The organism is Microcoleus sp. Pol14D4, from assembly GCF_036701245.1.
GTDB lineage: Bacteria > Cyanobacteriota > Cyanobacteriia > Cyanobacteriales > Microcoleaceae > Microcoleus.
This window is the reverse complement of sequence record NZ_JAUBQM010000008.1, coordinates 75,004-94,393: the sequence shown is the minus strand read 5'-3', so window position 1 is coordinate 94,393 and position 19,390 is coordinate 75,004. Positions and strand designations below refer to the sequence as shown.

General features: G+C 44.3%; 19 protein-coding genes. 9 read left to right on the top strand and 10 right to left on the bottom strand.

Features of this window, described 5'->3' with window-relative positions; genetic code table 11:
- Positions 1-40: 40 nt before the first annotated feature.
- Positions 41-3,919: a zinc-ribbon domain-containing protein gene (locus QUA33_RS06050; protein WP_333147300.1), complete on the bottom strand. Its 3,879-nt coding sequence runs from the start codon at positions 3,917-3,919 to the stop codon at positions 41-43.
- A gap of 39 nt (positions 3,920-3,958) precedes the next feature.
- On the opposite strand from QUA33_RS06050, the gene QUA33_RS06045 reads away from it, so the two are divergent.
- The 7 genes from QUA33_RS06045 (at position 3,959) to QUA33_RS06015 (ending at position 11,393) form a co-directional block, all read left to right on the top strand.
- A complete protein-coding gene (locus QUA33_RS06045; RefSeq protein ID WP_333147298.1) occupies positions 3,959-5,008 on the top strand; it encodes a hypothetical protein in 1,050 nt (349 codons plus the stop codon).
- Positions 5,009-5,298: 290 nt separating this feature from the next.
- Positions 5,299-5,895, top strand: a complete 597-nt coding sequence (locus QUA33_RS06040) for a Uma2 family endonuclease (RefSeq protein WP_333147296.1) — start codon at positions 5,299-5,301, stop codon at positions 5,893-5,895.
- 308 nt (positions 5,896-6,203) lie between these two features.
- Positions 6,204-7,664: a DUF1565 domain-containing protein gene (locus QUA33_RS06035; RefSeq protein WP_333147294.1), complete on the top strand. Its 1,461-nt coding sequence runs from the start codon at positions 6,204-6,206 to the stop codon at positions 7,662-7,664.
- Positions 7,665-7,863: 199 nt separating this feature from the next.
- Entirely contained in the window at positions 7,864-8,199 is a 336-nt protein-coding gene (gene psb28 / locus QUA33_RS06030) for a photosystem II reaction center protein Psb28 (RefSeq protein ID WP_333075282.1), read from the top strand.
- Between the two features lie 83 nt (positions 8,200-8,282).
- Positions 8,283-8,789: a MogA/MoaB family molybdenum cofactor biosynthesis protein gene (locus QUA33_RS06025; protein ID WP_006632696.1), complete on the top strand. Its 507-nt coding sequence runs from the start codon at positions 8,283-8,285 to the stop codon at positions 8,787-8,789.
- Positions 8,790-9,066: 277 nt separating this feature from the next.
- Positions 9,067-9,936 carry a methylated-DNA--[protein]-cysteine S-methyltransferase gene (locus tag QUA33_RS06020; RefSeq protein WP_333147292.1) on the top strand — a complete coding sequence of 290 codons (870 nt, stop codon included), beginning with the start codon at positions 9,067-9,069 and terminating at the stop codon, positions 9,934-9,936.
- Positions 9,937-10,040: 104 nt separating this feature from the next.
- On the top strand, positions 10,041-11,393 hold the full coding sequence (locus tag QUA33_RS06015) for a cytochrome P450 (RefSeq protein ID WP_333147290.1): 1,353 nt from the start codon (positions 10,041-10,043) through the stop codon (positions 11,391-11,393).
- 32 nt (positions 11,394-11,425) lie between these two features.
- On the opposite strand, the gene QUA33_RS06010 is transcribed toward QUA33_RS06015, so the two are convergent.
- The 4 genes from QUA33_RS06010 to QUA33_RS05995 all read right to left on the bottom strand — a co-directional run bounded on the left by QUA33_RS06010 (position 11,426) and on the right by QUA33_RS05995 (position 13,602).
- Positions 11,426-11,749 carry a hypothetical protein gene (locus QUA33_RS06010; protein ID WP_333099580.1) on the bottom strand — a complete coding sequence of 108 codons (324 nt, stop codon included), beginning with the start codon at positions 11,747-11,749 and terminating at the stop codon, positions 11,426-11,428.
- 303 nt (positions 11,750-12,052) lie between these two features.
- Complete coding sequence (locus tag QUA33_RS06005) at positions 12,053-12,988, bottom strand: class I SAM-dependent methyltransferase (RefSeq protein ID WP_333147288.1); 936 nt, start codon at positions 12,986-12,988, stop codon at positions 12,053-12,055.
- A 56-nt stretch (positions 12,989-13,044) separates the two neighbouring features.
- Entirely contained in the window at positions 13,045-13,269 is a 225-nt protein-coding gene (locus tag QUA33_RS06000; RefSeq protein WP_333147286.1) for an addiction module protein, read from the bottom strand.
- A 42-nt stretch (positions 13,270-13,311) separates the two neighbouring features.
- Positions 13,312-13,602, bottom strand: coding sequence for a hypothetical protein (locus QUA33_RS05995; protein ID WP_194066274.1), 291 nt, complete (start codon positions 13,600-13,602; stop codon positions 13,312-13,314).
- Positions 13,603-13,748: 146 nt separating this feature from the next.
- Here QUA33_RS05995 and QUA33_RS05990 point away from each other — a divergent pair, with 146 nt between their 5' ends.
- Positions 13,749-14,651 carry a hypothetical protein gene (locus QUA33_RS05990; protein ID WP_333147285.1) on the top strand — a complete coding sequence of 301 codons (903 nt, stop codon included), beginning with the start codon at positions 13,749-13,751 and terminating at the stop codon, positions 14,649-14,651.
- A gap of 59 nt (positions 14,652-14,710) precedes the next feature.
- Here the strand turns inward: QUA33_RS05990 and QUA33_RS05985 are convergent, their stop codons facing one another.
- Together QUA33_RS05985 and QUA33_RS05980 are read right to left on the bottom strand one after the other, a co-directional pair.
- Positions 14,711-15,007 carry a type II toxin-antitoxin system RelE/ParE family toxin gene (locus QUA33_RS05985; RefSeq protein WP_333147283.1) on the bottom strand — a complete coding sequence of 99 codons (297 nt, stop codon included), beginning with the start codon at positions 15,005-15,007 and terminating at the stop codon, positions 14,711-14,713.
- A 3-nt stretch (positions 15,008-15,010) separates the two neighbouring features.
- Entirely contained in the window at positions 15,011-15,235 is a 225-nt protein-coding gene (locus QUA33_RS05980; protein ID WP_333147281.1) for an addiction module protein, read from the bottom strand.
- Positions 15,236-15,468: 233 nt separating this feature from the next.
- On the opposite strand from QUA33_RS05980, the gene QUA33_RS05975 reads away from it, so the two are divergent.
- On the top strand, positions 15,469-16,410 hold the full coding sequence (locus tag QUA33_RS05975) for a glutathione S-transferase family protein (protein ID WP_333147336.1): 942 nt from the start codon (positions 15,469-15,471) through the stop codon (positions 16,408-16,410).
- A 320-nt stretch (positions 16,411-16,730) separates the two neighbouring features.
- Here the strand turns inward: QUA33_RS05975 and QUA33_RS05970 are convergent, their stop codons facing one another.
- From QUA33_RS05970 to QUA33_RS05960, 3 genes are all read right to left on the bottom strand, one after another.
- On the bottom strand, positions 16,731-16,970 hold the full coding sequence (locus QUA33_RS05970) for a type II toxin-antitoxin system PemK/MazF family toxin (RefSeq protein WP_333147279.1): 240 nt from the start codon (positions 16,968-16,970) through the stop codon (positions 16,731-16,733).
- A 369-nt stretch (positions 16,971-17,339) separates the two neighbouring features.
- On the bottom strand, positions 17,340-18,191 hold the full coding sequence (locus QUA33_RS05965; protein ID WP_333147277.1) for a hypothetical protein: 852 nt from the start codon (positions 18,189-18,191) through the stop codon (positions 17,340-17,342).
- Between the two features lie 589 nt (positions 18,192-18,780).
- The coding region (locus QUA33_RS05960; RefSeq protein ID WP_333147275.1) for a transposase at positions 18,781-19,390 on the bottom strand (610 nt) is incomplete at its 5' end.

The following is a 19,390-nucleotide window of genomic DNA, read 5'->3' as shown; positions in this document are numbered from 1 at the left end:
TAATTATTATATGGTTGTTCAACAAATTTTAAAACGACCTCTAACTCTTGATAGCACGGATATGGGTAAATTTCCACATATCCTGAATGCTGATAACGGTAAATCCCAAAGCTTCTAAGTCAGTTCGGAATTGACCCGGATCGCTAAAGCGTGAAGTTGACTCGATAATATGCAACTGACCGTCAAGTTTAAGAGTACGATATGCTTCCCGCAGGTAGTCGGTGAAGTTTGAACCCATTAAAGAAAGAGAAAAAATGGCCACATCTAGGGTTTCATCATCTAGCGGAACGTGCGCCATATCGCAGGCGATCGTATTATCATTGATAGCAATATGGTCAAAGCTGTAAACTGTATGTCTATCTGAAACTGCCTCAGCTAATTTTGCTTCACCGCAACCAAAATCACCAATAGTGTAGCCGCTACGTTGTTGACACCAGCGAATCATCTCCTCGTAGGGAATAACTGCCCAATCTTTTCTTGATTCTTGATACAAAGTATGGTAATGCGCCCACTCTTCAGGGTTTTCCTGTAAGCGTTGGTGAGTGGTGGCGCTGTGGGTTTGGTTCCAGTGGCGATTCATGGTGGAGAAGTCGCCGTAACGGGCCAGTCGTTGCTGTACTTCGGCTGGGTTGGTATCTGGAATGGGGATAATAATTTTCGGGCGGGTGATGATTTGGACTCCGCCAGATGCGAGGCGTTCTAACCAGCCGATCGCATCTTGGTAAGCTTGAGCAGAGGATCGCAGGTGTCCTTCTGGTACAATGCCATCAACAGCAGCATCAGCGATCGACTTTTTAAATTTTAAGCGCTGCATTTTGGAATCACACCACGACCAGCGCTGACTGTTAACAGTTGCATAGGTCAGAGGAATCACCATTTTGACTGTATCGCGGGTTTGTCCTTGGCGATAGATGCGACCTTTCAATTGTTCAAATTCGGCATGAGTCCAAGGTAGGACGTTGACAATTAGCTGGTTGCAAACGTGCTGTAAGCCATCTACACCAGTCCCTATGGCGCTAGAACCGATGAGAACATCAATTTTGCCGTTTAAAAAGCCTTCTAAACCGGACTTGTCTTCGCCCGTGTAGAAACCCACTTTCCAGCCATCATTTACTAAGGCATCTCTCAATATGCGATCGATTCCCTGAATGTAATGAGTGTAAATTAGGGTTTTCGGTTGGATGTGCTGGCGAATAATGGGTAATCTGGCAACAGTGAGGATTTTTTCTAATTGCAATGGAGTACCATTTCCAGCTAAAGCGCGAATTTCTTCGATGTAGTCGCCACAATCTACGGGAATTTCGATTTGTTCGTAATCTAAATTATATTGAGGCATCCAGCGTATTCCCAGAGTAACGAGTCGCTGGTGCAATCTCATGCAGTTGGCAATTGTTGGGTGGATATCGAGTTCGTTGTGGGCGAATCCCGTCACCATTTCTATTAAACTTTTGCCTTCTTGGATATTGTTAATTACCGGAGTGGCTGACATTCCGATAACGTGCAAATTGGGGTTGCGTTCTGCGGTGGTAGTGATGAGGGCAGTTACTAATTCTTTGCGCCGGGACATATCTTCAACTTGGCGCTGTTTGGTGTAGTGAATTTCGTCAATAACTATGAAATCAATAGATTCGTTTTCTATAAATGAACGTATCCAATTTGCCGAGTCTGGTTGTTGGAACATTTCATAGTTCAAAATCAAATAATGGTGGGTTTCTGGATTTAGAACAGCACCTAAACCAGTCTCATCACCGATCGCTTTTGCCCAATTGGGATTAAAAGTTTTAGTAATAACTACGCTATCTGGAAAAATTTTGAGGATGGAATTTTTCCAACCTTCGACGACGCTATTTGGACAGCAGATCAAGGTAAGATGGGCGTTAATGACGCGACTGGCGAGAACTGCGGAGAGGGTTTTGCCTGCACCTGTTCCCGACCAATTACCGACGCGCTTTTGGTCGCGTACCCGAACGGCGATTAGTCGCTGCATCAGGTTTGGCTCGGCTAATTTGCCGCCGATACGGAAGGCGTAACCTGTGGGAATTTCGAGATTTTTAGCGCGGTGATACTCGTCTAGGAATTCTGTTCTCACGCGATCGGCGTAGCTATCTCCAGTGTATGCTTCTGCTTGGGCTACGGCTGTTGTTTCATCGTGAAAAACGTGCTTCCAAATCTTGGCTTTTGCCGATGCGATGAGGAATTCGACGGCTTCTTCATCGGCTGAGGATACGACGTGATGCTCTAAGGATGATAGAACTTCTCGCGTTTGGACAATGGGAAGGTTAAAGTTGTCTTCTCCATGAGATGGTTCGATAGTTTCATTGATCGGGTTATCAAGATTATCGTCCGAGGTGATGTATTGTTCATCAGAGATGTCATTATTGCTGTTTGTTTCTAGTGATTCCAGAGTTAGCTGTTTATCTTGGATGAATTTATCAACGATTGAAGATTCATCGTTAACGAATTTTGCTATTTCTTCTTTTGGGAAGCGTCCAGTAGCGAGAGCTTTTACGAAGCTTTTGCCTTTACCTTTGATTTGAAGTAGCCCGCTTTGTTGGAAGAGTATATAGAGTTCAGCAGGAGTGAAAATTTCCATATAATTTATTAAGGAAGCGACAAATCCACGAATCGCTTCTATTGTCCAACCTAAATTACAAAACGGACATCCTCTCCCATGAACTCTATTGGAAATTCTCGCTTCCCACTCATGTTTTGAGTCTTGAGTGCATTGCCACCAAACTTTCTGTTGTGTACCTGCTACAACTGCACTTGGAGTAAGTGTCCCATTTTTGGTGGGATGCCATTGTTTAGCAATTTCAGGATAACGAGTTGCCAGACAATTAGTAACCGAGACCTTTTGCCCAGCACAATATGGACATCCTTTCCCTCTAACTCTATTGTCAATAACAGCTTCCCACTCGTGATCTGCTCCTTCAGGACAGATCCACCAAGCTTTTTTAGTTGAACCAGCCACTACTTGATCTGGCGGGAGTTTTCCATTTTTTGTCGGATGCCACTGTTTTGCTATCTCTGGATAAAGACTTGTTAGAGAGTTAGTGATAGATGATTGTAGACCCCGACAAAATGGACATCCGTTCCCTCTAACTCTATTGTCAATAACAGCTTCCCACTCGTGATCGGAACCATTGGAGCATTTCCACCAAGCTTTCTTGTTTGACCCCGCCACTACTTCAGCGGGAGTGAGTTTTCCATTTTTTGTCGGATGCCACTGTTGTGTTAACTCAGGAGAAATACTTGCTAAAGAATTAGTGATTGAAGCTTGTAGACCACGACAACATGGACATCCGTTCCCTCTAGCTCTCCTGTCAATAACAGCTTCCCACTCGTGGTCAGGCCCTGTGGGGCATTTCCACCAAGCTTTCTTGCCTGAACCTGCGACTACTTGCTCTGGAGTCAGACTACCATTTTTTGTCGGATGCCACTGTTGTGCTAACTCAGGGTAAAGACTTGCTAGAGAATTAGTGACCGATACTCTTATACCAGCACAAAAGGGGCATCCTCGCCCATTCTCTCCTGCTCTACTGCCTATAGAAGCTGGCCACTCGTGATCGGGACCTTTGGGGCATTTCCACCAAGCTTTCTTTGGTGAACCTGCTACGACTTGCTCTGGAGTCAGGCTACCGTTTTCTGTCGGATGCCACTGTTGGGCTATTTCAGGAGAAATACTTGCCAAGGAGTTAGTAACTGATACTTTTTGCCCAGCACAACAGGGACATCCCTCCCTTCTTTTGACTCTTTTCTCAATAGAAGCTGGCCATTGGTGGTCAGGCCCATTAGAACATTTCCACCAAACTTTCGTTTTTGAGCCTGCCGAAACCTGTTCTGGAGTGAGCCCACCATTTTTTGTGGGATGCCACTGCGCGGCTAGTTGAGGGCTTATAATTGATAAAGGGTTTTTCATCGAAAATACCTGTTGTAAATTGTTAATTTTTGTAAATAAATGACAGATCAACTAAAACAATTTTTAGAGCTTTCGGAATCGGAAATAGAAAAAATAGAAAATACTACCATCAAAGATAGGTGTCACCCTGTCAAGAGACTATTATATCCCAAAGATAGAGGCGAAAGAGACTCTCAAGTTATAGTAAATACTGAAAGATCATTTAGGCATCTCAAGCAACATCATACTCAATGGCTTAGGAATTTAAAGCCAAGGCTTCTTAATATTGATGATTATTCAACTTCTTCTGGAGCTTTAGGAGAAATCAGAGCTTTAGGAGCCATACTAGAGGCTGGTATTTCAGTGGAACCAATAAGGCGAAACGGAGCGGATTTTTTGGTTGAAGATAACCAAGAAAAAGTTTTGATAGAAGTACACTCAAAGCAATTTTATGATGAAGAATCTGAATCGTTAGAAAAATTCTACAATGATTTAAGGAATGAAATGACTAAGAGTGACAGAAAGACAGGATTGGTTATTGGTGAGCATAAAACTGTTCCTTTTGGAAAACCCAAAAAAGATGAAAATGTAACTGCAAATGCTATAAGGAAACTATGCGCTATAAAAAAAAGAGAACATCAAATGAGTACAGACTATACGTCTATCCTATGGTTAGATTTTCAAGATGAGGTATGGGAATTATTAGATACAGTCGATAGAGTATTACCTGTAAGAACTTGGAATAGGGCTTTTTACTCGGGAGAATTTTGGTATGCCTTTTATGGATGGAAAGATGCTCCTATCTTTGAACAGTTTAGCTTGGATACGCTTCTTAACCCTGTAGTAAAAATGGGTCATGCGGGACGATTTATAAATTCTACTGAACCTACTAAATTAGATGCTGTCATAATATCTTTTTCCCGAAATACGGTAATTTTAGAAAACCCTTTCAGTAAAAAAGCAATTAAACCATCTTTATGGAAAAAATTAATTTCTCTGCCTTGGTTTAATTTTGAGTATTCATATACAAACTGGCCTGCGATGAATTTAATACAAACAATAGAGCTAGAGCAAGAAAAGTTAATAAAGTTATCATCTATAGAGTTATAAGCAAGCGTAAGCTTCCATCCCTGCTACTTTCCACTCTTCATTTGGTTATTTGATGTTAAAAAGGCGATATTACTGTATGTAGTGTGCCTGGGTAAGTCCTGTCTCGTAAACCCACCCAAGCTTGCTGAAATATTGCGATCGAGTGACCGGACATAATACATTGTGATTCTTACTGACTCTGATAAACTAAAAAATGTTCGCATTCCTCAGCTACAATTGCTGCATGGATATTCTGTAGGATCGATCGCACAATGCGTTATAATGCCGATAGGAGATAATGGTGCGGGTCAATGACACAAGTTCTCGATCGGGAAACTCTCGATGGGCGAGTGGTGCTCAACGGCACTTGGGAGCAATTCAAGTTAATCCAGAAGGTTTCGGAAGATTCCCCTGGCATAAAGTTGTCTTTTTTTGCAGGGGCGATCGAGATTCTGATGCCGGGATTCCAACACGAAAATTTTTCTGAAATCATTGGTTACTTGGTGACCACTTTTCTGCTGCAACAAGGTATTAAGTTTTACCCTTCTGGTTCAATGACGCAGGAGAGGGCGGGAGAAGCTTCAACTCAAGCAGACAAATCGTTTTGTTTGGGAGAACCTAAGTTGATTCCCGATTTGTCGATCGAGGTTGTTTATACTAGCGGTGGACTGAGCAAGTTGCCAAAATATCGCGCTTTGGGCGTGCCTGAAATCTGGTTTTGGGAAGATGGCACGCTGCGGCTGTATCATCTCCGGGAAGATGGCTACGAGCAAGTAATTCAGAGTCAACTATCAGGATTGGAAACGCTGGATATCGATTTGCTAAGACGCTGCATTTTAATGGGTGAAACTGATTTGGCTGAAGCGGTTAAGGTTTTTGGGCAGGGAATCTCGATCGATCGTACATGACAGCAAAACGTTCCATTTTCCGGTGGAGGCGATCGCAATTTTAGTGGTTTTGGCAACATCTGGAAAAAATATAATCCCCAGATCCCGGACTTCTTAAATAAGTCGGGTTCTGCTGTTGCTGGGAACGAGAAATACAGTCTTTTGTAGGGGCAATTCCCCTGCGGTTGCCACTCCTGATGGGTGATGTTGCGGATATCGTGCAATTAAATAATCTCCGCAATCAAAGCTGAATATAGATCCGGGGTCAAGTTCGCAGACAATGAAAATTGCACAAAAGCTCGATCGCCAATTATCTCTTTAACAAAAACATGGCAACACTTTACGTCAACCCGCAAACAGGCAGTGATGCCGCAGCGGGCACCCAATCGGCCCCATTCAAAACTATAGCCCGCGCGATCGCCCGCGCTGCATCGGGAAGCACTATTGAGTTAGCACCGGGAATTTACAGCGCTGCTAGTGGCGAAAAATTCCCCTTGGAAATTCCCTCTGGAGTAAAAGTTATTGGCAATGAAGATAACAAAGGTAGAGGCATTCTGGTTCAAGGCAGCGGCAAATTTGTCAGTCCCACCGCTGCGGGCCAAAATATCACGATACTGCTAGCAACTAATTCCCAATTGCGCGGAGTAACTGTTACTAATCTCGATAGTCGCGGCACGGGAGTCTGGATTGAGTCAACTTCTCCGACTGTGGCTAACTGCACTTTCACACTTTGTAAGGGCGAAGGTGTTTTTGCCGCGGGCACTGCTAATCCTGCGATTCTAGACAACATATTTGTGGAAAACTCATCCGCTGGGGTGATTGTGGCGGGAACTGCTAAAGGAGCAATACGGCGCAATATTTTTCAAAAGACGGGTTTCGGGATTTCTCTGCAAGCTCAGTCGGCTCCTTTGATTGTTGATAACCAAATTTTGGAAAATCGCTCCGGTATAGTTGTAGCGGGGGAATCTCAGCCGGTTTTACGCAAGAATCGCATTGAAAAAAATACCGAAGACGGTTTGACTGCGGTGGGGAAGTCGCTGCCAGATATTGGTACTGCTCAAGATTTGGGGGGCAATATTTTTCAGAATAACGGTGAATTAGACTTGCAAAACGCGACTGGGGTTAAAATTTCTGCGGTGGGAAATCAGCTCAATTCTTCGCGGGTGAAAGGTTTATTTGATTTGGGCAATGTGACGCCAACTACGACTCCTGGCGAGCTAAAGTTTAGCGACATCAGCACGCATTGGGCTAAGGATTTTATCGATCGCTTGGCAAAGATGAATATTGTTAGCGGGTTTCCCAACGGGACTTTTCAACCTTACGAGATTGTAACCAGAGCTCAGTATGCGGCTGTGTTGGCGAAGGCGTTTGAATTGGTGCCGCGCCGTGAGGCGGCGGTTTTTAAGGATGTGGCGGCGGATTTTTGGGCCAAGGGAGCGATCGACCAAGCTAATCGAGCTGGCTTTTTGGCTGGATATCCAGACAGCACGTTTCGCCCGGAGCAGAATTTGACTAGAGTTCAGGCGATCGTATCTTTGGTAAACGGCTTGCAGTTGGGTGGCGGCAACCCCAATTCTTTGAGCGTTTATGTCGATCGAGCTCAGATTCCCAGTTTTGCCACCGACGAGATAGCAACCGCCACAGAGCGCAAAATCGTGGTCAACTATCCCGCGCGCGAAAAGTTTTCTCCCGCCCACGACATCACCCGTGGCGAGATATCCGCCCTCATCTACCAAACTCTGGTAGCTACAAAGCGGGCCGAACCCATTAACTCTCCCTACATCGTCTAAGGGAATTGGGAGATAAGGGAGAGGATAACTTGCGGTACAAAGAACTAACCCATATCCCCTCGCCCTTGTCTCCGATTGCCTCCCTCTTACCCACTCTCACCCACTCCCACTCTCCCAAGTCTTGATTTGCGAGTACCCGAATCGTTTTATGATTAAACATTAAGAAATTAAGCAATCCTTAAGGTTCGAGTGTCAGATTATGGCTAAAATTCAATTTTCTCGGGGTATAGACGAAGATGTTGTGCCCGAAGTGCGCCTAACCCGTTCTAAAAGCGGAGAGCAAGGCACTGCCACGTTTCTCTTTGAAAATCCCAAAGCTCTCAGCAGCACCAGTACCGAAGACATTACTGGAATGTACCTGATCGACGACGAAGGCGAACTCCTCACTCGCGAGGTTAAGGCTAAGTTCATCAACGGTCAGCCTGCGGGTTTGGAAGCTCTTTATATCATGAAAAGTTCCGCCGAATGGGATCGATTTATCCGTTTCATGGAACGCTACTCGGAAGCAAACGGTTTAGGATTTAGCAAGGCATAATGGGTAGTTGGTAATTGGTAATTGGTAATTGGTAATTAGCCGATCGCCGGTTGCCGGTTGCCGATTGCTTAGAAGAAGAAACTATGACGCAAATTCCTCACCCCGACTTATCTAAAATAACCGTAAACTGCGCTATCATTACTGTTAGCGACACGCGCTCCGCTGAAACCGACAATAGTGGCTTGTTAACTAAGAAGCTGCTAAAAGATGCGGGTCACTCGGTGGTAGCTTACACTGTTGTTAAAGATGATGCGGCCAAAATTGTATTGCAAATGCAGGCGTTTTCCCAGCGTGAAGATGTGGATGCAATCATTTTTAACGGCGGCACGGGCATCGCTCCGCGAGATACGACTTATGATGTGATGGAGAGTTTGCTAGACAGGATTTTACCAGGATTTGGTGAAATATTTCGGTTTTTGAGCTATCAAGAAATTGGTTCGAGGGCGATCGCCTCTCGCGCCGTTGCAGGCGTTTATCAAGGCAAGTTAGTCTTTTCTCTTCCGGGCTCTAGCAATGGCGTGAAACTAGCTGTGGAGAAGCTAATTTTACCTGAATTAGTTCACTTGGTGACGCAGTTGCGCGGTGGGTGAGAGCGAAAGTTCGGTTAATCACCTGGCCGAAAGCAATTTGGTTACAACCCCCCCGATGCCTCCGGGGAGTGAGAAAAAAGCTTTGAATCCTCATCGCCAGCCCCCGGTTTAGCAATGAGGTCGCTTTCTTCAATCTCTTCAATCTCTTCAATCTCTTCAATCTAAAATCTAAAATCGACTGACTGAATTCACCGCAAGAAACGGGTGGCTTTGAGCCTGCTCTATAGCTAAAGTAAGGAAACATCAAAATTCCCTTGACTTAGACTAGATGATTTCGATGCAGAATGCGAGTGTCTATGCTAGCGAAGATTATCACCGGATTGCTCGGGCGATCGCCTTTATGCGACAACACCACCTAAACCAGCCCAATCTGGCAACTGTGGCCGAGCACATAGGACTTAGTGAATATCATTTTCAACGGCTATTTACTCAATGGGCAGGCATTAGCCCCAAGCGGTTTTTGCAATATCTGACAGTTGAATATGCCAAGTCAAAAATCACTCAGACTAAAAGCCTTCTAGACCTAACATTGGACGTGAGGCTATCGAGTCCCGGACGATTGCACGATTTATTTGTGAACTTAGAAGCAATGTCACCAGGGGAGTTCAAAGCAGGCGGAGCAGGTTTGCAAATTCGCTATGGCATTCATGATACCCCGTTTGGCACATCTCTAATTGCTACAACTACCCGCGGTATTTGTAATCTTTATTTCTTGGAGACAACAGAGGAACAAACCGCCGCACAAAGACTGCGATTGACCTGGAAAAATGCTGAAATCATTCGTGATGAGCAAACCACTCAATCATTGTGTGACCTGATTTTCAATTCAGAAACTCTCAGCGAGCAAAAACCACTAACGCTCTTGGTAAAAGGCACTAACTTTCAGATTCAAGTTTGGCGAGCACTTTTGCAATTGCCATTTGGTGCGATCGCAACTTATCAAACTATAGCTCAAATGGTAGCTCGCCCAACTGCTGCTAGAGCTGTAGGAAATGCGATCGGTAACAATCCCATCGGCTATCTAATTCCGTGTCACCGAGTCATTCGAGAATCTGGAGAACTCGGCGGCTATGGCTGGGGATTAGAGCGTAAAACAGTCATGTTAGGTTGGGAAGCTAGCCGTACAATCTGCGATCGATCCCGATAGCATTACTATTTTTCCTACTTGCCTTGGCAATCGATCGCAGATAAAGTTCAGGCGGCAAGGTCGATCGATATACACTAGAAAGATTGTGTATCGCCAGTTTTTCAATGACGCTGCCTACCGGATCTCGTTCTCCTGCTTTGTTCCAAACGCTTTCGCTGGTAGCTGACCCGATCGCTTTTTTCGATCGGTACTCTGCCAAATACGGCGATACATTTACCGCCCGCGTGTTGGGGCCCTCTTCGCCCCCCGTGGTGTTTCTGGGCCGTCCAGAAGCGATTCAGGCGGTGTTTACGACGTTAGCCGATGCCTTTGAGTTTGGCAAAGTGACCAACGTATTTCGCCCGCTGGTGGGAAATGAATCCCTAATTATGAATGAAGGGCCGCGACATCTGCGACAGCGACAGCTATTAATGCCCGCGCTGCATCGGGAACAGTTGCACAGTCAAGGGCATTTGATTGTTGATTTGACGAAAAAGCAGACGATCGACTGGAAGGCCCCAGATGCGATCGCAGTCCGCGAAGAAATGTCAGAAATTTCGCTGCAAGTAATATTGCAAGTCGTGTTTGGATTAGTGCCGGGAGAGCGCTACGAACGGCTGAAACAATTGCTCAGCAAGCTTTTAGAGGCGATTACCTCTGAGCTTTACTCCATGCAATTTTTCTTTGAACCGTTGCAGCAAAATTTGGGGCCTTGGAGTCCGTGGGGGCAGTTTTTGGAGCAGATGGCGCAGATTGACTCGCTGATTTATGCGGAAATTGCCGAGAGGCGATCGCAATCTCTCGATTCGTCTCGCACGGATATTCTGTCGGTGTTGATGATGGCCCGCGACGACACCGGCGAATCCCTCGGCGATCGAGAATTGCGCGATCAGTTGATGACGCTGTTGTTGTTGGGACATGAAACCACTGGATCGGCCTTGACTTGGGCGTTTTACTGGCTGCATCAGTTTCCCGAATGCCTTGCTAGGTTGCGGAAGGAATTGGATGAATTGGGCGAGAATCCCGATCCGATCGCGCTTTCGCAGTCGCCCTACTTAACAGCAGTCTGCAAGGAAGCGCTGCGCGTTTATCCAATTGCCTTAATTTCGCAGCCGCGCAAGGTGAAACGGACGATCGAACTCGAAGGCTATACATATCAACCGGGAACGATTTTAATCCCCTGTGTCTATTTGGCCCACCGCCGCCCTGAAACCTACGAAAATCCAGCTCAATTCAACCCCGATCGCTTTTTAGATCGCAAGTTTTCCGCCTCTGAATTTTTACCGTTTGGAGGCGGGAGTCGAAGCTGCATCGGGATGGCGTTATCGATGTTTGAAATGAAGCTGGTTTTAGCAACGGTTTTGTCTTCGCGCGAGTTTGTATCGAATCTCGATCGGCCAATTCGTCCGGCGCGCCGGGGAATCACCTTTGTGCCGCCCGATCGGTTTCGATTAACAGTTGTGGGCGATCGGCGTTAGATTCATTGAAAAGCCGTGTCAAGCAAGATATGTTATTCGATGAAAATCCCAGCAACTTTGTCTCCATTCATAGTCATGTGTACGACAAATTCATCTCCACCATCTTCAAAACTCAGCTTCCACAAATAAATCTGACAATTACCTTGTTTTAGCTCACCAAAATAATTAATTGAGTATCCCTTTTCCAGGCGGGAAGCGAGTTGCTCGCTAACATCGTCAAACATTTTTTGTGTAATGCTCGCTTTGTAGCCTGCATCGCCCACTGTTGTAAAAAGCTCGTAATTTTTCGCTGCCGTGGCATCCAAGATAACCTGCAAACAATCAATGACCTTTTGAGAGGGGGCTGTCAAGTTCATGATGATGTCCTTTAGTTAGGGTTCGATCAAAATCAGTAACAAATGGCGCTGTTAATAGTTCCTACGTCGGTCTAATATCAAATCCGGTTGCATGGGAATTATTTATCAGTAGGGGGCGCGATCGCAGAAATTTTAAAATCCACAGATTAGACTATTTACACTCACGCACCACCCCAAGAACTGAATAATATCGATGCAACTTTACTATTTATAGCAGTTTTTAATCGAATTAAATAAAGACAGCTTTAGACACGGCATTGCCGTGTCCTACCCGATATCTGTAGTGCACTATACTGAAAAGCGCTAGATTGCCTCAGCAACAATAGTGCGGTGTCGGACTGTATTGCAAGTGATTGTGGGCTGGGCAAAACCCGAATCAACTAAAGCTTGCTCAATATCCAACCCAAAATACTGATCCAAATAAGGCTCCGTACTCTTGAGCAAAGTCAAAATATAAGGAGGCATTTTGGCATAAATTTCCGACTGAGGATTCATATCCATAATTGTCAAGTGTCCGCCAACACGTAGCAAACGCCTCGCTTCCCGGAACACTTCTCTAGTAGCTTTCTGCGGCAATTCGTGACAAACTAGACAAATAGAAACTAAATCAAAAGCAGCCGCAGGCAAACCAGTAGATTCAGCAGCAGCGTGAACCCAAGTCGGAGACTTTTGATTGGAAAATTCAGATTCTCGCTGTTGGGAACGGTATTTAGCAACTGCTAAAAAATAAGGCGACAATTCCACCCCAGTCATCTTCGCTTCCGGGTAAACCTCCCCAAGAGCAAAGGTACTCATTCCGACACTGCATCCCAAATCAACAATATCCTGCGGTGAAGAAGCAATTTGAGATTTGATGACTTCGTGATAGCTGGCGCGGAGTTTAGCATCGCCTTCTGCACCTGCTTCCGGCCAAATTGTGGCGTGAACTGTACGGGCGGCAACTTCAACTTCTGTAGCAGCTTCCCAACTCATATTACCTTGTTCGTAAGCGTGGAATGAAGTTAGATAATATTTCGGGTAAACAAGATCGCGATTTTGGACGCTGAGCAATTCTGCCTCCCAATTCCGAGCTAAAAGTGCTTGGGATTCTTGTCGCCAATGCACTCCGATTTTTTCTGCTCTTTTTATCATCATTTCCCGCGCTTGGTGCTTGGCTAGATTAGCCAAAGGTTTGATGGAGAGTACGCCGTTTACTAAGCGCGATGCTAATCCTGGAGTTGTGTTAACAGCAGCAGTCATATTTTATTTGTTTCTATTTGGCGATAGTTATTTTACCACGGCACTGGATTCATAGTTCATTTTCGTGCTTTGACTGAAGCTTTAACTTCTTCCCAAGTCAGCACATTTTCAGGATTTGCTTCAGAATCATTAATTCGGCGAGCGAGTTCCTGCTTTTGAAACTCTGTAAGGTCGGGGTGAACCTGTTCTGCCGCTATACTTTCCAAGATTGCTTGTACAAGACGAATCCGATCTTGAATGCTGAGGGCGACGATCTGATTTAAAGTGGCTGTGAAATCCATAAATTTTAGTTAAGCGTCATGGAGGTAATGAATTAGTACATCTCAAATATAGCGGACAGGGTTTTGTCCAACAAACTGAACATTGCAATTGACAATACGCCCGTCTAAAAACTTTACAACAAGCCTATTATCCTCTTTTCTATAGCTGGCGCTTCGGTCAAATATACCTTCAATCATCTGTGATCCGACAAAGTTTATAACTTGAACATGAGTAATTCTCTGAACCCTGTCTTCTGCAATAACCCAAGCCCCAGACTCTGACTTGGCAAGCAGATCTAGCAAATTATCATCTGTTCGGACTTGAAGTGTAAGTTTTGCCATGATGACTGTCATATGTAAGTTCGCTGCTTGGGAATTATTATAACTCAAAACTATTAACCGCTGGCATCCGTCAGAATTTAGACTTTTCTGGAATCCCTTTGCCCGAAGTTGGAGTATTTGATAGAACATTTTTAAATCAGGCTATTCAGGAGTTTGCTGTGAGTAAATCTATTGCGGAACTGGTTGACAATTTGCCGTCTGGTGGCGTGACTGTGATGATGTTAAAATCTCTCGATTTTGTGGTTCCGGGGGAGTGGAACAATCTAACGGGTTTTGATAATACTATTCAAGCGGTGACTGGGGAAACCAAGCGCAAATTAGTTGAAAAAATTCGCGATCGCGCGATCGAGCTTTACGCCAACCCCAACGAGCCATATCAAGGCGCAGTCAGGCTTTACCAGTTAGCAGACAGCGCTGACAGTGCGTTAGGTGCAACGGCTATGGCCAGTAAAATCGGCGAAAACATCGGCTTTCTTTCTTTTCTCAACCGCCTCACTCCCAAAGCTGACACCACTCAAACGATCGACTTGTGCGTCAAAGTGGCGATCGAGCTAATTGCCTTCTGCAAACTTAACAATATTTCCCTTGACAATGTGGGAAGTTTTGGTAATTATTTATCTCATTACAAAGGCGAATCTGTGATGCGGATGGCTGCTTTAGTGTGTGCTGACGGTTTAATTCCCCTCGGTCCAGACTTCCTTCGAGTAGCACAAAATACCCTAGGCGGATTGAATCCTTCAACCTTGCAGCAAAACTCAACATTCCAAAATATCAGCAATCTAATTCCGGGCGCAAATAATTCACAAAAGTTCGGATTTGTAACAGCAACTTTCGCCTCAGCCCAAGGTTGGATGAACAATTTAGTACAGTCTCGCGGCTTAACTCCCGCCATAGTTTTGGGCCATCTCAAGCAATATGTTGATGTTACTGATGACAAATTGGATTATGTGGCGGCGTTTTTAGACATGACTACCAATTATTACGAACATACAGGAATTCAGACAGTTGCTCGCCAATTGATCGATCGAGCTTATGCTGAAATAGCCTCTGGCAGATACTAGAAAAGTCGTTCTCAGGCGAGGGAACAGCGGAAGGCAGAGCATGGTAACGAGGGAACTGGTTAGGTTCGCGTTTGCCATGCTGTTGAGTCTCTGCGACCGTGAAAAATGGCGGTCACTATCACTCGGCTTGATACAATGCGATAATACACAGCATAGGGAAAGCGACGCACCACCGATCGCCGAACATCGCGATAGAAAACTGGATATGACTCCGGCATCTGGCAAATTCGATCGAGCATTTCCTGAATACAGTCTAAAAACTCGTCACCAAGCCCTATTTGCTGGCTTTCATACCAAGTGTAAGCTTCATCAACTTCTTCACGAGCTTCTGGACGGAATACTAACGCATAATTCATTGTTTATTTTCGTGCTTTGACTGAAGCTTTAACTTCTTCCCAAGTCAGCACATTATCAGGATTTGCTTCAGAATCATCAATTCGGCGATCGAGTTCCTGCTTTTGAAAGTCTGTCAGGTCTGGGTGAACCTGTTCTGCCGCTATACTCTCTAAGATTGCTTGTACAAGACGAATCCGATCTTGAACGCTGAGGGCGACGATCTGATTTAAAGTGCCTGTGAAATCCATAAATTTAAGTTAAGCACCAAGGACTTAGTAGATTATTATAACTCAAAACCAACATCGAGGCAGAGCCTCTGGATATGCGTTCCCAGGAAGAGGCTGGGAACGAGGGAATAAACGTCGCAATGTGAGTTAAAATAAGCTGATTATGTTAGCAAAGCTCTTTTAATCGCATTGTGAAAAACAAATCGCTTCCTTCATCCGTAACAGTCAAGCTAGGCAAATTTGTCTGGACATCAATGTGGCAATTAATGATGTCAAAACTAGCGCCGCCCGATCGCACGGGAGCATACATTCGCCCCAGCAGCAGTTTCCGCAACTTTGTCAGCACTGCACCAGACAACCCTCACGGGCCCGCTGCGGGACGCTATCGCCTCTTCGTGGGTACGGGATGCCCTTGGGCGCACCGCACTCTGGTGACGAGGGCGCTCAAAGGGCTGGAAGATGCGATATCCGTATCTATTGTCTATCCCTCGGAAGGGGGAATGTGGGTGATGGAGTCGGAGACTTTTGGCTGCAACACGATGCCGGAACTTTACCAGTTGGCTTTACCGGGCTATCAGGGGCGGTGTACGGTGCCGGTGTTGTGGGATGAGTCGAAAAAGGCGATCGTCAATAACGAGAGTTCGGAAATTATTGTGATGCTAAACTCCGAGTTTAATGAGTTTGCTAGCAATCCTCAAATGGATCTTTATCCTCTGGATTTGCGAGAACAAATTGACGAGTGGAATGAGAAGATTTACCAATCGGTGAATAACGGCGTTTATCGCTGCGGTTTCGCGCAATCTCAAGCTGCTTATGATTCGGCTTGCAGTGAATTGTTTGCTGTTTTAGACGAGATCGATCGATCGCTCTTGATGAGCCGTTACCTTTGTGGCGATCGGGTGACATTAGCAGACGTGCGGCTTTTTACTACTCTATTCCGTTTTGATGCCGTTTACTACAGCTTGTTCAAATGCAATCTGCGCCGCATTCAAGATTACGAGCATTTGGGAGCTTATCTGCGCGATTTGTACCAGTTACCGGGAGTTGCGGGCACTTGCGATTTGGAGGCTGTGAAGCGCGATTATTACGGCAATTTGTTCCCGCTGAATCCCGGCTGCATTATCCCCGCTGGGCCCGATCCGGGGAGTTTGCTCAAAGCTCACGATCGCGCCGGGCTCAGAAACCGGGTTTCTTAACAAAATCGGGCGTGAGGATGCCAGAATTATCGCAGAAACCAGGTTTCTAGGATGCTTGGGCGATCGCGTGGGGACTCAGAAACCGGGTTTCTTACCCAAATCGGGCGTGAGGATGCCAAAATTATCGCAGAAACCCGATTTCTTGGCTGAGGGTCGATCTTGTTAATGCCAACTCTACAACTGCCGTATTCTTGATGATTAACTACTCATCAACAGTCATATCTTCAAACAAAATAGGTTCAATTCGCTTCAATACTTCCTTAACTAAATCTTCTGGACATTCACCAATCAAACTTGCTTGCCTTGAGCGATAATCTTGCTTAACGGATTTGATCTGTCATAATTACACCTGTCACCGCTTCACCTTCAGGAATGGGAACATAAAACGGATTTTTGCGTTGTGTGGTGCTAATCGGACAGACAAACACAAACCCCATTTTTCGGTTAAATTTAGTTTGACTTACAACCAGTGCAGGTCTAGTACCCATTTGTTCGTGTCCGGCTTGAGGATCGAAATTGAGGCGAATGAAATGACCTCGTTCGGGGATATATTTTAGCAAAATTCTTCTCCTTCTGGTTTTCCCCAAGAGATTTCTTCGCCCGGTTATATTTCGCCTGCTAATAATTCATCTAGGGTATATTTGGAAACTTTCTGATTTACAGGATCTATGACTATTTTTCCATTTTCTATACTGCAAATTACTGCATCATCTGCTTTCAGGTTGAAATATTTGGTTCTTCAGTACGTAGTATGCTAAACAACCCAAAATCAAGCTGTAAACCTTGTTAAATAAGGATTAAACGAAATATCGCTCATTCTAGCCCTATTCATCTAAATAAATAGTCAAAACCTTTGCGGAGCAAAGGTTTTGACTATTTATATACAAGTTGGCATACCAAGTAATGAAGAGCCATTATTTTTTGTATACTCATCCAAAGATTTTATAATAATTAGGATCTTTTTTAATAAAAACTCTCAGTCTCAATAATCGATAATAAAACACAACCTGTTTACTTAGTTTGTTGTTGATTTTCTCCCAAAGGGAACGTTTGGGATATTCAATCTGTTTATGGATGTCGAAGTAAATTTGTTTCTCCTGAATAATTGCTTGTCCATTTTGGATTCTTACTCGTTCAATATTATCCTTAAAGAATGGAAATTTGTCTTCGCGGAAAAAATCAAATGTCATCCCAATTCGAGCTGCAGCTAGCCCCATAGCATAACCCTCACCATGATAGATTTCTTGCATTTCAAAAAAGTAAGAAATTGTCTGCCAAAGTTCAAAAAATTCCCCTTCTAATCCATTCTGTCTCTTCATGACAAACATAAACTCGTGAAGCCACTTCACTTGTTGAATATCAATATTTAGTTTTTGCCCTGCTGCTTTTATAACTTCAATTTCTTTCGGATTTTTAATGTTTTGTATGCGTTTGACCAAATCAGTACCTGCTCTTGCTGTAATTCCAGGAGACCAATTCATTTCTTCTACTAGAGGGCCTAGCAATCTAACATCAGAGTCTAAAAACATACAACTCTCAAATAGTGAGAGAGCTTTTTCAAGAACGAAACGTTTGTCATGATACCCTTTCACACTCTGGAGGTGGTGCTTGAACACCAGAACATGAGGGAAATTTTTAAACTGCTCTGGTTGATCGCTTAGGATACATAAAGTTGTGGAAGGCATATGGGTCTGGATATCTTGAGCTAGCATCTTTACATGAGCACGATACCTCTCACCTACAGCTAGAGTACAAAAACCAAACTTTTCAGATGTGTCCATATGATTTGATCGCAAGAGATGTGAGTTAAACTTGCAGAAATTTTTCGTGAATCCAACTTAGGAAAATATTATAACTGACTTATGGTTACTAGATTACTCTGAAACAGTTTCAATAGCAAGGAATAAACAGAATATTAAGAATGCGTTTCTATTGCGATCGCAATATTGAAGATTAAACCCTATATCCCTCTTCTGTCACTCTCCGGGGGGGCGATCGCGCTTAATCTTCATCTGGCAATTAATACAAGCTATTCTATTAGAAGAAAAAATGCTCAGGTTTATTTATTATAACAACTAGATATAGTCGCGCGTGGGGCTCAGAAACCGGGTTTGAAACCCAAGTCTTGGGTAGGATGCCTAAATTATCACAGAAACCCGGTTTCTTGGCTCAGGGTTAGGCGCGATCGCGTGGGGGGTTGAGAAACCGGGTTTGAAACCCAAATCTCTGTTGGGATGCCAAAATTCTCCCAGAAACCCGGTTTCTTGGAGTTTCTGGGAACACGCGTGGGGATTCAGAAACCGGGTTTCTTACCCAAATCGGGCGTGAGGATGTCAAAATTCTCCCAGAAACCCGGTTTCTTAAAGCCTTCTATTCTTCAAATGTTAAATACTGGATTAATTTATCGCTAGTTGAACCTTCTAAAAAGTCACGATAAGCATCGGCTAAAAAAAATTGCGATCGCACTCCATCTATTTTAGGTAAACTTCCCTGACGCAAATCAATATATTCCTGATAGCTGGAAAACTCCCAATCCTCTGCTTTTTCAACTATATTAGCACAGACTGGGTTTAAGTGAATATATCGAGTTAAGTGTAATAAATAGTCTTCTCCATCCACATGAATCGCCTGAAACCGTCCCTGAAATAGTGAACCCACCCTTTGATAGCGTTTATTGATAGCCTTAGCATAAGACAGAGTAAATGACTGCATCAGCTTGGAAAAATCATCCGTTTGCAGGTAAACTAATAAATGATAGTGGTTCGGCATCAAACAATAAGCAATAATATCGACATCATGAATAATCAGATGGTTTCTTAATTGACGTAAAAAATAAATATAGTTTTCTCGCTCAAAAAAGATAAGCTGACGGTTATTACCTCGGTTATAAACATGGTAGTAATTACCCGCTTGGAAGATAATTTGGCGACGTGGCATATCAGAGGATAGGTGAGTGGCTAGCGGAAGGGGAGGGTTCAGA